Annotated in this window: 17 protein-coding genes; 12 read left to right on the forward strand and 5 right to left on the reverse strand. The window is 61.4% G+C overall.

What is annotated here, in order from left to right:
* Window positions 1-76: 76 nt before the first annotated feature.
* Window positions 77-727, forward strand: a complete 651-nt coding sequence (locus OIM99_RS08250; protein ID WP_311849855.1) for a hypothetical protein — start codon at window positions 77-79, stop codon at window positions 725-727.
* A gap of 1 nt (window position 728) precedes the next feature.
* Here OIM99_RS08250 and OIM99_RS08255 read toward each other — a convergent pair whose 3' ends face one another.
* The gene (locus OIM99_RS08255) at window positions 729-1,610 is read right to left on the reverse strand and encodes a dihydrodipicolinate synthase family protein (RefSeq protein ID WP_311849856.1); all 882 of its coding nucleotides are present in this window, start codon (window positions 1,608-1,610) and stop codon (window positions 729-731) included.
* 174 nt (window positions 1,611-1,784) lie between these two features.
* Window positions 1,785-2,696, reverse strand: a complete 912-nt coding sequence (locus OIM99_RS08260) for a LysR family transcriptional regulator (RefSeq protein WP_311849857.1) — start codon at window positions 2,694-2,696, stop codon at window positions 1,785-1,787.
* A 159-nt stretch (window positions 2,697-2,855) separates the two neighbouring features.
* On the opposite strand from OIM99_RS08260, the gene OIM99_RS08265 reads away from it, so the two are divergent.
* The 11 genes from OIM99_RS08265 to OIM99_RS08315 all read left to right on the forward strand — a co-directional run bounded on the left by OIM99_RS08265 (window position 2,856) and on the right by OIM99_RS08315 (window position 11,461).
* A complete protein-coding gene (locus OIM99_RS08265; protein ID WP_311849858.1) occupies window positions 2,856-4,286 on the forward strand; it encodes an NAD-dependent succinate-semialdehyde dehydrogenase in 1,431 nt (476 codons plus the stop codon).
* 107 nt (window positions 4,287-4,393) lie between these two features.
* Window positions 4,394-4,753, forward strand: coding sequence for a metalloregulator ArsR/SmtB family transcription factor (locus OIM99_RS08270; protein WP_311849859.1), 360 nt, complete (start codon window positions 4,394-4,396; stop codon window positions 4,751-4,753).
* The gene (locus OIM99_RS08275) at window positions 4,750-5,196 is read left to right on the forward strand and encodes an ArsI/CadI family heavy metal resistance metalloenzyme (protein ID WP_311849860.1); all 447 of its coding nucleotides are present in this window, start codon (window positions 4,750-4,752) and stop codon (window positions 5,194-5,196) included. Before OIM99_RS08270 ends, OIM99_RS08275 begins: the two co-directional genes overlap by 4 nt.
* 2 nt (window positions 5,197-5,198) lie before the next feature.
* Window positions 5,199-5,927 carry an MIP/aquaporin family protein gene (locus OIM99_RS08280; RefSeq protein WP_311850372.1) on the forward strand — a complete coding sequence of 243 codons (729 nt, stop codon included), beginning with the start codon at window positions 5,199-5,201 and terminating at the stop codon, window positions 5,925-5,927.
* Window positions 5,920-6,327, forward strand: a complete 408-nt coding sequence (gene arsC, locus OIM99_RS08285) for an arsenate reductase (glutaredoxin) (protein ID WP_311849861.1) — start codon at window positions 5,920-5,922, stop codon at window positions 6,325-6,327. Before OIM99_RS08280 ends, arsC begins: the two co-directional genes overlap by 8 nt.
* 68 nt (window positions 6,328-6,395) lie before the next feature.
* A complete protein-coding gene (locus OIM99_RS08290; RefSeq protein ID WP_311849862.1) occupies window positions 6,396-6,671 on the forward strand; it encodes a metal/formaldehyde-sensitive transcriptional repressor in 276 nt (91 codons plus the stop codon).
* Window positions 6,672-6,704: 33 nt separating this feature from the next.
* Window positions 6,705-7,619, forward strand: a complete 915-nt coding sequence (gene dmeF / locus OIM99_RS08295) for a CDF family Co(II)/Ni(II) efflux transporter DmeF (protein WP_311849863.1) — start codon at window positions 6,705-6,707, stop codon at window positions 7,617-7,619.
* Window positions 7,620-7,727: 108 nt separating this feature from the next.
* Window positions 7,728-9,032 carry a glutamate-5-semialdehyde dehydrogenase gene (locus tag OIM99_RS08300; protein ID WP_311849864.1) on the forward strand — a complete coding sequence of 435 codons (1,305 nt, stop codon included), beginning with the start codon at window positions 7,728-7,730 and terminating at the stop codon, window positions 9,030-9,032.
* Window positions 9,033-9,134: 102 nt separating this feature from the next.
* Window positions 9,135-9,785 carry a nicotinate-nucleotide adenylyltransferase gene (locus OIM99_RS08305; RefSeq protein WP_311849865.1) on the forward strand — a complete coding sequence of 217 codons (651 nt, stop codon included), beginning with the start codon at window positions 9,135-9,137 and terminating at the stop codon, window positions 9,783-9,785.
* A 75-nt stretch (window positions 9,786-9,860) separates the two neighbouring features.
* A complete protein-coding gene (locus tag OIM99_RS08310) occupies window positions 9,861-10,994 on the forward strand; it encodes an ImmA/IrrE family metallo-endopeptidase (protein WP_311849866.1) in 1,134 nt (377 codons plus the stop codon).
* Window positions 10,991-11,461 carry a DUF4411 family protein gene (locus OIM99_RS08315; protein WP_311849867.1) on the forward strand — a complete coding sequence of 157 codons (471 nt, stop codon included), beginning with the start codon at window positions 10,991-10,993 and terminating at the stop codon, window positions 11,459-11,461. Before OIM99_RS08310 ends, OIM99_RS08315 begins: the two co-directional genes overlap by 4 nt.
* A gap of 162 nt (window positions 11,462-11,623) precedes the next feature.
* Here OIM99_RS08315 and OIM99_RS08320 read toward each other — a convergent pair whose 3' ends face one another.
* The 3 genes from OIM99_RS08320 to OIM99_RS08330 are packed head-to-tail and all read right to left on the reverse strand — an operon-like array spanning window position 11,624 to window position 15,481.
* Complete coding sequence (locus OIM99_RS08320; protein WP_311849868.1) at window positions 11,624-12,862, reverse strand: MFS transporter; 1,239 nt, start codon at window positions 12,860-12,862, stop codon at window positions 11,624-11,626.
* Entirely contained in the window at window positions 12,859-13,227 is a 369-nt protein-coding gene (locus tag OIM99_RS08325) for a hypothetical protein (protein ID WP_311849869.1), read from the reverse strand. Before OIM99_RS08325 ends, OIM99_RS08320 begins: the two co-directional genes overlap by 4 nt.
* Before the next feature lie 7 nt (window positions 13,228-13,234).
* Window positions 13,235-15,481: a TonB-dependent receptor domain-containing protein gene (locus OIM99_RS08330; protein ID WP_311849870.1), complete on the reverse strand. Its 2,247-nt coding sequence runs from the start codon at window positions 15,479-15,481 to the stop codon at window positions 13,235-13,237.
* Window positions 15,482-15,609 lie beyond the last annotated feature (128 nt).

A 15,609-nucleotide genomic window follows, 5' to 3' on the forward strand; every position in this document is an offset into this window, starting at 1 on the left:
ATTGACAATATCTGGGGATATGGCGGAATATTCGCCTACAAACGTTTGCAATACGTTTTGCTTAAGGGAGGCACTGATGGCGCCACGGATCAGCTATGTCGAGCCAGCCACGATGACGGATGAGGCGATGCTGCGGGAGCTCGATCGCTGTCGCCGCGAGGGCACGCCGCGTCCCGAGAGCCAGGCGATCCGCGCCCATGTGCCGGCGGCTTTCTGGTCTTTCGCCAACACTTGGCAGACGGTGTTTCGCGAAGGCGTCGCCGATCACAACATCAAGGAATTGTGCCGGGTCTATGTGTCGCGTTCGGTGCTGTGCGAATATTGCGGCAATCAACGCTCGATGAAGTCGGCCAAGGCCGGGCTCGAAGAGGCCGATTACAAGGACCTGATCAATTTCGAGAGTTCGACACGCTATGACGATCGGCAGAAGGCGGCGCTCGCCTATGCCGAATGCATCACCTGGGATCTGCCGTCCGAAGATAAGATGTGGGAGCGCCTGCGGGCGCATTTCAGCGAGCCGGAAATCGTCGAGATCGGCTATTTCGTCGCCATCACCATGGGGCAGCAGCGCTGGCTGCGCACTCTGAACATCGAGCATCACCAGATTCTCTCCGGCACCGATGCGTCGATGGCGCCGGGCTTCGAGACGATGGACGATCTGTCCCGCTCGAAGGCCGATGCCAATTACTGGGCCAAATCGAAGGCGGCGCCGAAGTCGGCGGCCTGATTTACAGCCTCGCGATATTCTCCAGGACCTGAGCGACGATCTTGCGTTCGTCGCTCGCCAGACCACGCTGCGGCGCGATCGGATCGCCGACCTCATAGCCTTGCAAGGCAAGCCCGGCCTTCACGCAGGCGGCGAGATTGAACTTGGCGAAGGCTTCGTTGAGCGCCCAGAGATCGCGTTGCAAGCGCGCGGCTTCCTCCCATCGTCCGGCGATGCACAGATCGTAGAGCTTGACGCTTTGGCGTGGTGCGAGGCAGGCGGGGCCGGAGAGCCAGCCCTTGCCGCCGATCATCATCACGCTGGTGATGATGTGCGAGGAGGCCGCGAAAATATCGAGCCGGTCCTGACAGCGCCGTGCCACCGTCAGAAGATGGCCGGTGTTGGTCGAAGCATCTTTCAGCGCGACGATATTGTCATGGCGCGACAACTGTTCCAGCACCTTCAGGCTGAGATTGGTGCGCTGAAAATTCGGATTGGTATAGATGATCACCGGGATGTCGATGCTTGAGGCAACCGAGGTGAAATAATCGATGACCTGAGCGTCGTTCAGCGGAAAGTAGGAATCGAGGACGAGCAGGATGCCGTTGGCGCGCAGGGCTTGATAAAGTTTGGCCTGGCGGATCGCGTCTTGCGTGCTCAGCGCCGCGACGCCGGGAATGACGGGCACGCGGCCATGCGCCGCTTCGATCGTGGTGGCGACGACGCGCCGGCGTTGCTCGTCGTTGAGATAGGGATATTCGCCGGTGCTGCCCAAAGGCGTGAGGCCGTGCACGCCGGCTTTGATGAGATCGTCGCATAACCGGGCAAGCACCGACGTGCGAATGGTGCCATCGGCGTCGATGGGCGTGACGAGATAAGGCATCACGCCTTTGAAGAAAGACATAGTCGAATCCGCCGTCTTTTTGTCGATCGTTCGCTGCGAACGATCCGCGCGCAGTCTCAGCGAATGGACTGAAGCATCAAGAGGCGGTGGCTTATGGATTTATAAGCGCCATATAACGCTTTCGAGCGAAATGGATTCCGGTTTGCGTAAAGAAAAGGCGTCGAAAGTAAAAGTTCAGACGGAGTTCGGCGGAAACAGGCTGGCCTTCTGCGCGCGCAAGGATCGCAGGAACGACATGGCCGCCGGCGAAAGCGCGCGGGTTTCCGAATAGATCACCGAAACGTCGCGGCGCACTTCGGGGTTCTTCAACGGCTTGGCCAGCACGCCGAAGGCCTGTGCGAAACGCCAGGCGTAAGACGGCAGCACGGCGATGCCGAGATCGGCGGCGACCATCATCACGGCGGTCGTCACCTGCGAGACTTCATGGGCCGGCCGTACCGACAGGCCCAGCGATTCATAGGTATGATCGAGCAGGAAGCGCAGACGGCTTTCACGCGTCAGGGTGATCAGGTCGGTTTCGGGCAGATCCGCCCAATTCAGGCTTTTCTGCGCGGCGAAGGATGAGGAGGGCGCGCACCAGGCCATCATACTGTCCTGGAACAGCAGTTCGCGGCGTACGCCTTGTTGTTCGTCAGGAAAGGTGCCGATACCGCAATCGGCATCGCCGCGCCGCACGCGATCGACGATCAATTCCGGCGCGATGTCGAGCACCACCACTTCGATGCGCGGAAATTTACGTTTGTATTGCTGGATCGTTTGCGGAACGATCATCGCCGCGAGCAGCGGCGGGGCGGCGATGACCAGGCGGCCGCGCTTGCGATGCGCCAGTTCGCGGGTGTTGTGAACCGCATGTTCGAGATCTTCGATCAGCCGGTCGACCGCCTGCAGGAATTCGCGGCCGGCGGCGGTCAGTTCGACGCGCCGGGTCGTGCGGTCAAAAAGCCGCGCGTCAAGCTCATCCTCCAGTTCGCGCACGATCTGCGACAGGGCGGGCTGGGCCACGCCCAGCCGCTGCGCTGCCGCCGTGAACGTGCCGGCTTCCGCCACCGCCTTGAAGCCATAGAGTTGGCGAAGGGTAATATTCATCAGCCCTGATTATAAATTGAGACTCGTTTCATATCTTGCCGGGCGTGGTGCGACCAAGCAAGACAATTCCAAAGCCGCGAAAGCCGCCGTATAGGTCCTGCTTCATGCTCCCGCCATACGCACTTGCTTTCCGCTCCCGGTTGTTTCGTCGAGGTTCCTATGACGCGCTATCCTGATCTTCAAGTTTACATCGGCGGCTCCTGGCGCAAGACCAAGCGGTCGCAGCCGGTGCTCAATCCCGCCGACGAGAGCGTCATCGGTGAAGTGCCGCTGGTCGACCAGTCCGATCTCGACGATGCGTTGCAGGCGGCCGCCGACGGTTTCAAGATGTGGCGCAAGGTGGCGCCGCGTGTGCGTGGCGAGATCATGGTGAAGGCAGCGGCGCTGATGCGCGAACGCGCCGACGAGATCGCCACCTCGATCACGCTCGAACATGGCAAGCCGTTTCCGCAGGCGAAGCTCGAAGTGGTGCGCGGCGCCGAATTCTTCGAATGGGATGCGGCCGAAGGTCAGCGCACCTATGGCCATGTCATTCCCAGCGAGCCGGGCATCAAATACATGACCCTGCATCAGCCGATCGGCATGGTCGCGGCCTTCTCGCCGTGGAATTTCCCGATGAGCCAGCCGTGCCGCAAGATCGCCGGCGCTTTGGCTTCCGGCTGTTCGATCATCATCAAGGCGGCGGAAGAAACGCCGGCCGGTGCGATGCATATCGCGCGCGCCTTGCAGGATGCGGGCCTGCCGCCGGGCGTGCTCAATCTGGTGTTCGGCGTGCCGGCCGAAGTGTCGAGCTATCTTATTCCGCAAGAGCAGACGCGGCTGATTGCCTTCACCGGCTCCACGGCGGTGGGCAAACATCTGACGGGCCTTGCCGCGCAACATATGAAGCCAGTGCTGATGGAGCTTGGCGGTCATGCGCCGGTCATCGTCTGCGACGACGTCGATCCGATCGAAGCCGCGATCACCTCGGTGTCGCGCAAGATGCGCAATGCCGGCCAGGTCTGCACCTCGCCGACGCGCTTCTATGTGCAGGAGCCGATCTATAACGCTTTCACCAAGGCCTTCGCCGAACATGCCAAGAAGATCGTCGTCGGCAGTGGCTTCGACGCCGGCGTCGAAATGGGTCCGGTCGCCAATCATCGCCGCATCGAGGCGATGGAAATGCTGGTCGCCGATGCCACCGCGAAGGGTGCGCGTCTGCTGGCCGGCGGCGATCGCATCGGCAATCGCGGCTATTTCTTCGCGCCCACCGTATTGGCCGATCTGCCCGACGATGCGCGCGTCATGCGCGAAGAGCCGTTCGGTCCGCTGGCGGTGATCAATCCGGTCAAGACGCTGGACGAGGCGATCGAGAAAGCCAACGCCCTGCCGTTCGGTCTGGCCGCCTATGCCTTCACCCGCTCGTCGCGCAATGCCGATGAGATCATGGACCGGGTCGAGGCCGGCAACGTGTCGATCAACACGCTGGAAGCCTCGGTGGCGGAAGTGCCGTTCGGTGGCGTCAAGGACAGCGGCTATGGCCGCGAGGGCGGCGCCGAAGGTCTGTCGCACTACACCGTGGTCAAGACCGTCTCGCATCGCATGATGTAATCGGTCCACGCCGGCCCCTCGTCTTTGGCGATGGGGGCCGGCGTGCCCCTTTACCCAGGTCAAAACGGTGCCTTGACTCACTTCTATATTTCTATGATCATGGAAATATGGAATCAAATCTTGCTATCAAACGCCTTTCGGCCCTCGCGCAGGACAATCGCCTGGCGGTTTTCCGGCTGCTGATCAAAGCCGGCCCCGATGGGCTCGCCGCCGGCGAGATCGCCCGCGCCCTCCAGATCACGCCCAATACGCTGTCGGCGCAACTGACGATCCTGTCGAATGCCGGCCTCATCGTCAGCCGCCGCGACGGGCGCTCCATCATCTATGCCGCCGACTTCGAGGGGATGAGCCAATTGCTCGTCTATCTCATGGAAGATTGTTGTCAGGGCCGTCCGGAGGTCTGCGCGCCTCTGGCGGAGGTCGCCAGTCGCGCCTGTTGCGCGCCATCGAAAGAGGTCCGGTCATGAAACGTCTTCACCTGCATGTCGCTGTCGATGATCTCAGCAAATCGATCGGGTTCTACTCGACCTTGTTCGGTGCCGTGCCGGATGTGGTGAAGCCGGACTATGCGAAATGGATGTTGGAGGATCCACGCATCAATTTCGCCATTTCGAAGCGAGCCGTTACCGCCGGTCTTGATCATCTGGGTATTCAGGTCGAGACGGCCGAGGAATTGAGCGAGCTTGCGAGCCGGCTGAAGGCGGCGGGCGAGACGACACGTGATCAAGAGGCGGCAACGTGCTGCTATGCCCGTTCCGACAAGGCCTGGGTCAATGATCCTTCGGGGCTGAGCTGGGAGACGTTCTACACGTTTGGCGACGCGCCCGTGTATGGCGAGGATGATCAGCCGCAGGCGCCGAAAGCCGCGTGTTGCGGCGCTTCGGCCAAGCCTGTTGCATCGGCCTGCTGATCATGCTTGATGTCGGCGATGCCAACCTGATCTGTTCCGATCGAGGTTCGTCGCGACAGGTTTTCGATCTGCCCCGCCGGCTGGTTGCCGAAGCGCTGGGAACAGTGCTCCTCCTGGCCATCGTCATCGGCTCGGGGATCATGGGCGAGCGCTTGGCGCAAGGACATGTCGCACTGGCGCTTCTCGGCAACACGGTGTCGACAGGGGCCGGCCTTGCCGTTCTGATCACGGCATTCGGGCCGCTCTCTGGCGCGCATTTCAATCCTGTCGTCACAATGGTTTTCGCGTTGCGCCGCGAGATCGATGGGTTAACAGCGGCGGCCTATATCGCCGTGCAATTTGTCAGCGCTCTCATCGGCGTCTGGATCGCGCATGCGATGTTCGGCGAATCCATCATGCAGGTTTCGACAAAGCTGCGCGATGGGCCGGCGCTGGCGTTCTCGGAAGCCGTCGCAACCTTCGGGCTGATCATCGCGATCCTCGGCACGCTGCGCTTCCGGCCGGATGCAACCGCCTTTATCGTCGGGCTCTATATCACCTCGGCCTATTGGTTCACGGCCTCGACGTCCTTCGCCAATCCGGCGGTGACGGTGGCGCGATCCTTGAGCGACAGCTTCGCCGGCATCGCGCCGTCGTCCGTTCCCCTGTTCATCGCGGCTCAATGCGCCGGCGCCTGTTCGGCGCTGGCGTTGGGCGGCTGGCTTTTCCGAGAGGACGAACCGCATGAATGATTTTCCGATTACGATTTATCACAATCCCGATTGCGGCACGTCCCGCAACACATTGGCGATGATCAGGGCGGCCGGATACGAGCCGACCGTCATCGAATATTTGAAAGTGGGCTGGACGCGCACGGGGCTGCAAGATTTGTTCGCGGCGATGCATGTGGGGGCCCGCGATGTCCTGCGCCAAAAGGGAACGCCGGCGGCCGAACTCGGACTGCTCGATCCAGGCGTCAGCGATTCGCAGCTTCTCGAAGCGATGGTGGCGCATCCGATCCTGGTGAACCGACCCATCGTGGTCACGCCGAAGGGCGTGAAGCTCTGCCGTCCGTCCGAAGCCGTGCTCGCGCTGCTCGATCGGAAACCCCAGAGCTTCACCAAGGAAGACGGAGAAGTGGTTCAGCTCTGACCTGGGAAGACTGCGGCCCCTGGGAGGAGGCTTGTCACGGGCAACTATATAGTATAGGGGGGTATGCTATGTCACATACCACATCGAATAAAGATCAGCTCCTGGCGCGGGTTCGGCGGATCGCCGGGCAGATGGCTGCCGTCGAGAAGGCGATCGAGGCCGAAGCCGGCTGCTCCGTGATCCTGCATCAGGTGGCAGGGGTGCGCGGCGCCGTGCATGGGCTGATGGACGAGTTGATCGAGGATCATGTCCGCGAGCATGTCGCCCATCCTGGCCTCACCGACGATGCGCGTTCAGCCGGCGCCGAAGAGCTGATCGCCGTGGTGCGCCGGTACGCCAAGTAGAAGCTGAGTAAACCCAGAGTTTGGAGCCGTGCCATGCCTGCCGAGACCGACGCTTTGCGTCATGACCATGTGTTTCTGGGCGACCGGCACGACGAAAACGCCCGCCGCACTTTGTGGGTTGTCGGGCTGACGGCGGTGATGATGGTCGGCGAGATCATCGCCGGCAGTATTTTCAACTCGATGGCTTTGCTGGCCGATGGCGTTCACATGGCGACCCATGCCGGTGCATTGGCCGTGGCTGCCGCCGCTTATGCTTTCGCGCGCCGACATGCGCACGATCGCCGTTTCAGCTTCGGCACGGGCAAAGTCGGCGATCTTGCAGGCTTTGCGTCGGCGCTGGTGCTGGCGCTGATTGCCTTGGGCATCGGCGTTGAATCGGTGGCGCGCCTGTTTGATCCGCGCCCGGTGGCGTTCACCGAGGCGACGTTGGTGGCGGTGCTCGGTCTGGCGGTGAACATTGCCAGCGCCTTCCTGCTGGCGGGTAGTCATAGTCATGGGCACGACCATGATCACGATCACGACCATGGGCACGATCACCGTCACCGCGACAACAATTTCCGCTCCGCTTTCGTCCATGTGCTGGCCGATGCCTTGACCTCCGTCCTGGCGATCGCCGCTCTGCTGTTGGGCCGTTATCTCGGCTGGGTCTGGCTCGATCCGGTGATGGGCATCGTCGGCGCTGTCGTCATCGCCATCTGGTCGTGGAGCTTGTTGCGCGACACGGCCACGGTCCTGCTCGATGCCTCCGATCCGCATCTGGAGGCGGAGGTGCGCCAGGAGGTGGAGAGCCCGGGTGACGCGCGGATCACCGACCTGCACATCTGGCGCGTCGGGCCGGGGGCCCATGCGGCAATCGTCAGCGTGACCGGCGGGATCGATAGCGACACCGTCCGCCGCCGGCTGCGGCCAGTGCACGAACTGGCGCATATTACCGTCGAAACGCGTTAGACCTCTGCATTTTGCCGTGCCTGAGCGCTATCGGCCCCGGTTCACGCATGGCCGCTGCATGGTCCGCGCGGGTGGCGCTGTTGCGGCGCCGGTGTTATAGGCACGGCCATGAATAGCCACGTTCAGCCCGTTTCCACGTCTGGCCAAGTGCCTGCCGATGTGCCTGCCCTGATGAAGGGTCTGGGCGCGCAGGCCCGCGCGGCTGTCCATGCCCTGGGCCTTGCCTCGACGCAGGCCAAGAACCTGGCCCTGACCAAGGCGGCCGCGGCGCTGCGGCGCGATGTTGAGAAGATCATCGCTGCCAACCGCACGGACATGGAGGCCGCCACCAAGGCCGGCGTGTCGAAGGCCAATCTCGATCGGCTGATGCTCGATGCCGGCCGTGTCGAAGCCATGGCGCGTGGTCTCGACGAAATCGCCGAACTGCCCGATCCGGTGGGCCGCGTATTGTCGACCTTCGAGCGTCCGAACGGTTTGAAGATCGAACGTGTCGCGACGCCGCTTGGCGTCATCGGCGTGATCTACGAAAGCCGCCCCAATGTGACGGCCGATGCCGGCGCCCTGTGCTTGAAGGCCGGCAATGCGGCGATCCTGCGCGGCGGTTCCGACAGTTTCCATTCCTCGCGCGCCATCCACGCCTGTCTCGTCGAAGGGCTGCGCGCCGCCGGTCTGCCGGAAACGGCAATCCAGATCGTGCCGGTCACGGACCGCGCCGCCGTGGGTGAAATGCTGAAAGGTCTCGATGGCGCGATCGATGTGATCGTGCCGCGCGGCGGCAAGTCGCTTGTCGCGCGCGTGCAGGATGAGGCGCGCGTGCCGGTCTTCGCGCATCTCGAAGGCATCGTGCATATGTATGTGCACGACAAGGCGAAGCTCGACATGGCGCTGGAGCTGCTGCGCAACGGCAAGCTGCGCCGCACCGGCGTTTGCGGCGCGACGGAAACCCTGCTGATCGATCGCCAGGTGGCGCAGAGCCACGGTCCGGCGTTGGTGAAAATGCTGCTCGATCTCGGCTGCGAAGTGCGCGGCGACGAAACCTTGCGCGGCGCCGATCCGCGTGTCGTGCCGGCGAGCGAACAGGATTGGTCGACCGAATATCTCGACGCGATCATCTCGGCGAAAGTGGTCGACGGGCTCGATGCCGCTATCGCGCATATCGAGCGCTACGGTTCGCATCATACCGATTGCATCATCACGCAGGATCAGGCCGCCGCCGATCGCTTCCTGCGCGAGGTCGATTCAGCCATCGTGCTGCACAATGCCTCGACGCAATTCGCCGATGGCGGCGAGTTTGGCTTTGGCGCCGAGATCGGCATTGCCACGGGCCGGATGCATGCGCGCGGCCCGGTGGCGCTCGAACAGCTCACCTCCTTCAAATACCGCATCCACGGTTCGGGCCAAACCAGGCCCTGATTCACCGTGATGGCCGCGCCTCTTGCGCAGGCCTTGGAGCCGGCGATAAATATGTTCCAAATGAGCATAACGGCACCTGGAGGCGGCGATCCTCCCGATCGCATGGCAGAGCCCGCCCTGGCGCGGGTCCAGCCCCCGGTTCCGGGGCGGGTGCCGGCGCGCCTGCCGCCGCATGGGGCGGGCCAGCGCATCGGCCTGTTCGGCGGTACGTTCAATCCTCCCCATGACGGCCATCGGCTGGTCAGCACCACGGCCCTGAAGCGGCTGCGGCTCGATGCGGTGTGGTGGCTGGTGACACCAGGCAATCCGCTGAAGGAAAACAGCGGTTTGCCGCCTTTGGCCGTGCGCATGGCGGCGGCCCAGGCGGTGGCGGCCCATCCGCGCATTATCGTCACCGGCGTCGAGGCGGAAATCGGCACGCGCTACACCTATGACACGGTGCGCTATCTGACCTTGCGCTGTCCGACGGTGCGTTTCGTCTGGCTAATGGGCGCCGACAATCTGGTCGGCTTCCATCGCTGGCAGCGCTGGCAGGACATTGCCTCGCTTATTCCGATCGCGGTGATCGACCGGCCGCAATCGACCCTGAAGGGCGCGCATAGCCGCGCCTCGGCCTGGCTCGCGCCGCATCGTATCGATGAAGGTGACAGTTCCATCCTCCCCGATCTGAAAGCCCCGGCCTTCACCTTCCTGCACGGCCCGCGCTCGGATCTATCGTCGACGGCGCTGCGCGCGGCGGGGCGGACGCTTTAGATTACACATAGTACGCTGACGATTGCGTCTTAAGCAGATGTGGTTAAAGATATATCAGATCAAGCAGTTGATGTGATGCCGAGCGAACAAATCCCAATTACCCCGGCTATTGTTACTTGGGCGCGTAAGCGTGCAGGATTTGCGCTCGCGGATATGGAGCGAGAATTTCCCAAGATTGCGCAATGGGAGGTGGGTGATAGCTATCCGACGTATCGGCAGCTAGAGAATTTGTCGGTAAAGCTAAAAGTTCCGGTCGCAGTTTTTTTCTTCCCAGAGGAACCGAGAACTCCGCCGATAGAAGAAACGTTCCGTACCTTGCCTCAAGCCGTGCTGGATCGACTGCCAAGTCGGATGAAATTACTGCTGCGAAAAGCGAAAGCTCTGCAACTCAATCTTATCGAGTTGTGCGGAGGCCGAAATCCGATGCCTCGCCTAATAACGAGGGATCTAAGGTTCTCGCCTGCAGAATCTGTGGTGACTATGGCCCGCGAAGTTCGAGAATATTTAGGTATTTCAATTGATCAGCAAATTGCGTGGCTCAATGATGATAGTGCGCTGAAAGCTTGGCGAGATAGTTTGCAGAAATTCGGCGTTTTTATCTTCAAAGATGCGTTTCAAGCGGCAGACTATTCCGGCTTCTGTTTGGTCGATAATGAATTCCCAATCATCTATCTGAACAACAGCTGCTCGAAAACTCGACAGATGTTCACGATCTTTCACGAGCTTGCTCATCTCCTATTTGAGACGAGTGGAATAGACTCTTTAAGTGAAATTGAAGCTCGACCCGGTCAGTCCCGTCAGATTGAGGTGTTCTGTAATCGATTTGCTGCGGAGTTTTTGTTGCCGGCGGCGGTTTTCGAGCAAGCCCGACGGGGGTTGGCTGCTAGCGAGGAAACGGCTCAACTATTGGCCGCGCGTTTCCATGTAAGCCGAGAATCGATCTTCCGCCGCTTTTTGGATCGACGAGAAATCTCGCTGCGGCAGTATGAAGAAGCGGCAGAGCGCTGGAACAACGAAGGCGGGGAAGGTGCAGGCGGAAATTATTACAACACTAAGTTGGCCTATCTGCCGAGAGATTATGTTGCTCTAGCGCTAGCCGCCTATCATCAGAATCGAATTTCTGAGGGTAAGTTGGCGGAGTTTCTCGATACCAAGCCTAGGAACCTGAGTACGTTGGAGGAGCGGTTTATCGGGAATGCAGCTGCATGAGCTACGTTTTTGACAACGGGCCATTCTCCCAGCTTTTTCGGAATTTCTTCCCTAGTATCTTTGTCACGCTGTGGGAGAATTTTGATCAGCTTGTAGCTGAGTCTCGAATTGTCTCTGTTCGGGAAGTGCTAGGCGAAATAGAAGATGGCTCGTTGGAGCGGTTAAGAGAGTGGGCAGGAAATCACCTTGATATCTTCGCTGCACCGACGGCCGCTGAAGCAACTTTCATCACCCAAATTTATGCTGAGCGCCACTTTCAACATAATATCGAGCAACAGAAGTTGTTGAAAGGCGGGCGTATTGCCGATCCATTTGTTATTGCCAAGGCAAAGATTGAAGACAGAACCGTTGTTACGACGGAGCTCCTGAAGCCGCACGCCGCCAAAATCCCAAACATATGTCAGCACTTTGGTGTGCCGTGTATGACTGTTCAGCAGTTTATGGAAACCGAAGGCTGGCGTTTCTAACGCTATAGTTATTGTAAGCTAGCTCGGTGCGTCGCGGCGCAAAGGCCGTCGTCGACAGCGTGCGCGGTGGGACGCTCCAGACTCACCTGCCGTCCTCCACCGTCCGAGGATATCGGGAAGGCACGTCGCGCCGCGGGCCCGACGTGGCGTGATCAATGCGTGTTAGGTCTGACTTCGTGGCACTTCCTCGCGGTGCAGCGAGACGAGGATGTGCAAGGTGGCGAGCACCGCTATGGCCGACAGCGCCGTGGCGAGGCTGAAGAGCTGACCGTAGCCCATGAGATCGGCGATCTTGCCCGACAGCATCGAGCCGACGAGATAGACGATGAGCTGCGCGCAGGCGAGGATGGTGAAATCGGTGCCGGGTTGGCTCGATGACGTCACCGACATGAACAGCGAATAGAGCGCGACGATTTCCATATAGCGGATGAGGGTTTGAAAGCCGGCGGCGCCGAACAAAGGCAGCGTGCCGGTGACCCAGCCCAAGGCATGGGCGGCGAAGAGCGCAAAGCAGAGCGTGCGCAAGAGGCCGAGCAGGCCCAATGTGGTCGCCGTGCCGAAGCGGCGCACCAGTACGGCCGCGATAACCGCGCCGGCGAGGCCAGCGGTGGTCGCCGAAATCCCGGAGAGATAGCCGATCTGATTCAAGGGCACGCCGGCATCGACGAGGTAAGGCCCTTCCATCGCCTTCACCAGGCCTTCGCTGACGCGGTAGATCAGCGCGATCCACAGCACCTGGCGCACCTCGGTGCGGCGCAGGAAGGTCATGATGGAGGGGCGTGGCGCCTGCTGCGGCGCGACTGGATCGCTCTCGCGCATGGCAAAAGCGGCGATCAGCGGCAGCAGCGAAAAAGCGGCGATGACCAGCAGCATCGTCGTCCAGCCAGCATAATGATAGAGCAGCAGGCCGAAGGTGCCGCCGATCACCACGCCGAAGGCGATGGACCCACCCTGAATGGCATTGCCGATGGCGCGATCCTCGGGCGGCAGATATTTCGCCGCATAGCCGTCGGTGGCGATGTCCTGCGTCGAGATGAGCAGCGACGCGACGAAGCCGACCGCGATGATGCCGATCACATGGGTTGGGCCGAGCGGCAGCAGCGCCAGAATGCAAAGGATGACGCCGGTTTGTGTGACGATGATCCAGCCGGCGCGATGGGCGCGGGCGAAGGGGCGCAAACGATCGACATAAGGCGCCCAGAGGAATTTCAGCACCAGCGGCAGGAACAGCAGGCTGAGATAGCCGATGGCGGTGCGTGACACGCCGGCTTCGCGCATGATCGGCGGCAAAGCGGCGGCGATGAGATAGGACGGGATCGACTGTGCCAGATAGAGCCCGCCGAGCACGACGAACAGCCGCCAGCGGCCGATGGGTGGAGCTGATGTCGTGACAGCGCTCATGTGGTTGCCATATGTTGAGCCAGGAAGGCGCGCGCCTCCGCCTCGTCATGGGTGGCGGCGATCGGCATCGGCCAGAGCTTGCGAAAGGTTTCGGCCATTTTCTCGGTGGCGCCCGGGCGCACCATGGCGATGGCCTTGCAACGCTTGCCGAAGTGCGCCCGCGTCGCCTTGAACCAGAGAGCCTGTTCGCGTTCGCCAGCTTGCGACAACCGGCCGCCGCCGGCGAAAATCGTCAGCAGGACGAAATCGCCGTCGTAGCGCCCTATTTCGACGAGGGCGTCGAGATAGGCGCGCTCGTCGGTCTCGGCGTAAGGCGGCAGGAAGCGTAGAACCTGCCAGCCGCCTTGTTGTTCCAACGTTACCATGAGTTTCTCAGAACGTTTTGCGGTAGCCGAACGTCACCGTACGGCCCCAGGAATAGACGGGCAGATTGCGCACGGATGTCGCAGTCGGATTCTGCAAGTTCGCGTTGAACAGATTGTTGGCCGACAGATAGGCTTCGCCACCCAGCAGCGGCGCGGTGAAGGCCACATTGACCGTGGCACCGGAGGGGATCTTGTAGCGCGTGCCGGCGAGATCGATCGCCTGGTTGCGGCCGCTATAGGCTTCCACTTCGACGCGGGTGGTGATGCCATTGTCGAAGCGATAGCTGCCGAAGGCCATGCCGCGCAGCGGCGTGGCGATGCGGTTGTTGGGCAGCCAGCTATCGAGCTTGCCGTCCTTGTTGCTGTCGTAACGGCCCTCGCGATAGCCGAGCATGCCGCCGAAGGTGAACTGATCCGTCAGCGCATATTCGCCGGTGAATTCGGCGCCGTAGATGAATTCCTTCTGCTGCGAGATGACATTGGTCAGCGGATCGAAGGTGACGCCCTTGTCGGACGTGCTGATGAAGCCGGTGAGGCTGCCCTTGAAACGGCCGATGGAGCCGCGCACGCCCAGTTCGTAATTGTCGACGATCTGCGCCGAGGGGCCGATCATCGCATAGCTGATCGTGCTACGCGAGGCGGGAAGGCAGTTCGGCGCGGTGACCGGGCAGGCATAAGCAGTGGAGAGGCCGGCGCGGCGTGTATAGGCGCCGACGTCAGGCAAAGCGAAGCCCTGCGAGAAGCCGCCGAAGATCTCGCTCGTCTCGGTCAGTTTGAAGGTGGCGCCGATGTTGAAGGTCGGCGACGAATAATTGAACTTGCCGCCGATGACATTCAGCGCCGGCAGGACGAATGGCTGATAGCCAAGCGCCGTGCGCGCCGCCACGGCCGCATAGGCGGCGGGGCGGGTGAAGCCGTCGACATCCAAGGCGAAATGTTCATAGCGCACGCCGCCGCGCACGGTGAGGCGTTCGGTGAGCGGCACTTGCAGGAGGCCGAAGACCGCTTTGGTGGTTTGGCTCAGCGGCGTGAACACGTCCTGGCCGTTGGTCAGCGTCTGGTGCGTACGCTCATGAATGACGTCGCCGCCCCAGGTGAACTTGGCGCCCTGCCAGACTGGGTCGAGCGGCGTATCGATGGTCAGATTGACGCCGCCGCGCTTCGAATAGAGCGTCGTCTGGTTATAGGGGCTCGTCGGATTGCGCGGGTCGAAGGAATAATAGACCTGCGAGTTATAAGGATAGGAGAAGGTCGAGTAATTGAAGCGCTTCTCGATGTCGTTGTAGAAGGCGACCGCATTGAGCGAGCCGAGGATGAATTCCTTGTCGCTGTAGCGGGCGGTGAAGGACTTGGTGTTCTCCAGCACGCTGAGGCCCGTATAGGGCTGCGTGTAATCGGGCCGCGCATAGGGGCCGGCATAGCTCGTCATATATTGCGGCGACTGGTTGAAGGTGAGCCAGTTGGCCGACATTTCGAAACGCTTGCCGCCGTCGAAGTCGCGGCCGATCTTGGCGAAGAGATTGCCGCTGTTGAAACGGTCGCCGCCGCCTTGGCCGAGCATGGAATCGGACGGCAGTTCGCGCCCTGCGCCGTCGAAGGTGCGGCGGGCGACGCGGCCAGAGCCGACGAAGACATAGTCGAAGCCGTTCTCGACCTTGCCGGAAATGGTGGCCGACACTTCTGGCGAAATGGATTCGGCCGGATGGGCGGTGAAGCCGCGCAGCGCCGAATTGATGGTGATCTTCGGCGGGCCTGCTTCAGCCCGCTTGGTGATGAAATTGACCGTGCCGCCGGTGGCGCCGGCGCCATAGAGACTGGAAGCGCCCGACACCATTTCGATGCGTTCGACCGAATTGAGATCGATGAGCGAGAGAATGCGAGAGACATCGCGCAGCGGCGTGTTCAGCGGCACGCCGTCGACGAGCACCAAGAGGTCGCGGCCGCGATAGGTTTCCGAGGCGCCGGACACCGTCTGGTTCGACATCGAGAAGCCGGGCACGATCTTGGCCAGGGCCGCCGAGGCACTGCCGGCTTGCTGCACCTGGGTCTCGATTTCCTTCTTGTCGATCACCTGCACCGACTGCGGAATGTCCGACAGGGAGCGTTCGGCACGGGCCGCCGTCACGGTGATCGTGTCGAGTTCGACATAACTACCGTTTTGGCTACCGTTCTGTTGCGCCAGGGCGGGGAGCGCCAGGAGGCCGCAACTCACGCCAAACGCCGTGGTCGACAAAAGGATTCTTCGCATCATCATCAGCACGCCCCTTATGTATTTCTTTTCAGCCCATGCTGTCTGCAAGCTTTCGGCTGTTATGGCGGCGGATGTGTTGTTGTTTGGAACTGTTTTAATTTGCGTCTACTGCCGCAATGCTTTCCAAACGT

The organism is Methylocella sp. CPCC 101449, from assembly GCF_031921685.1.
Classification (GTDB): Bacteria; Pseudomonadota; Alphaproteobacteria; order Rhizobiales; family Beijerinckiaceae; genus Terripilifer.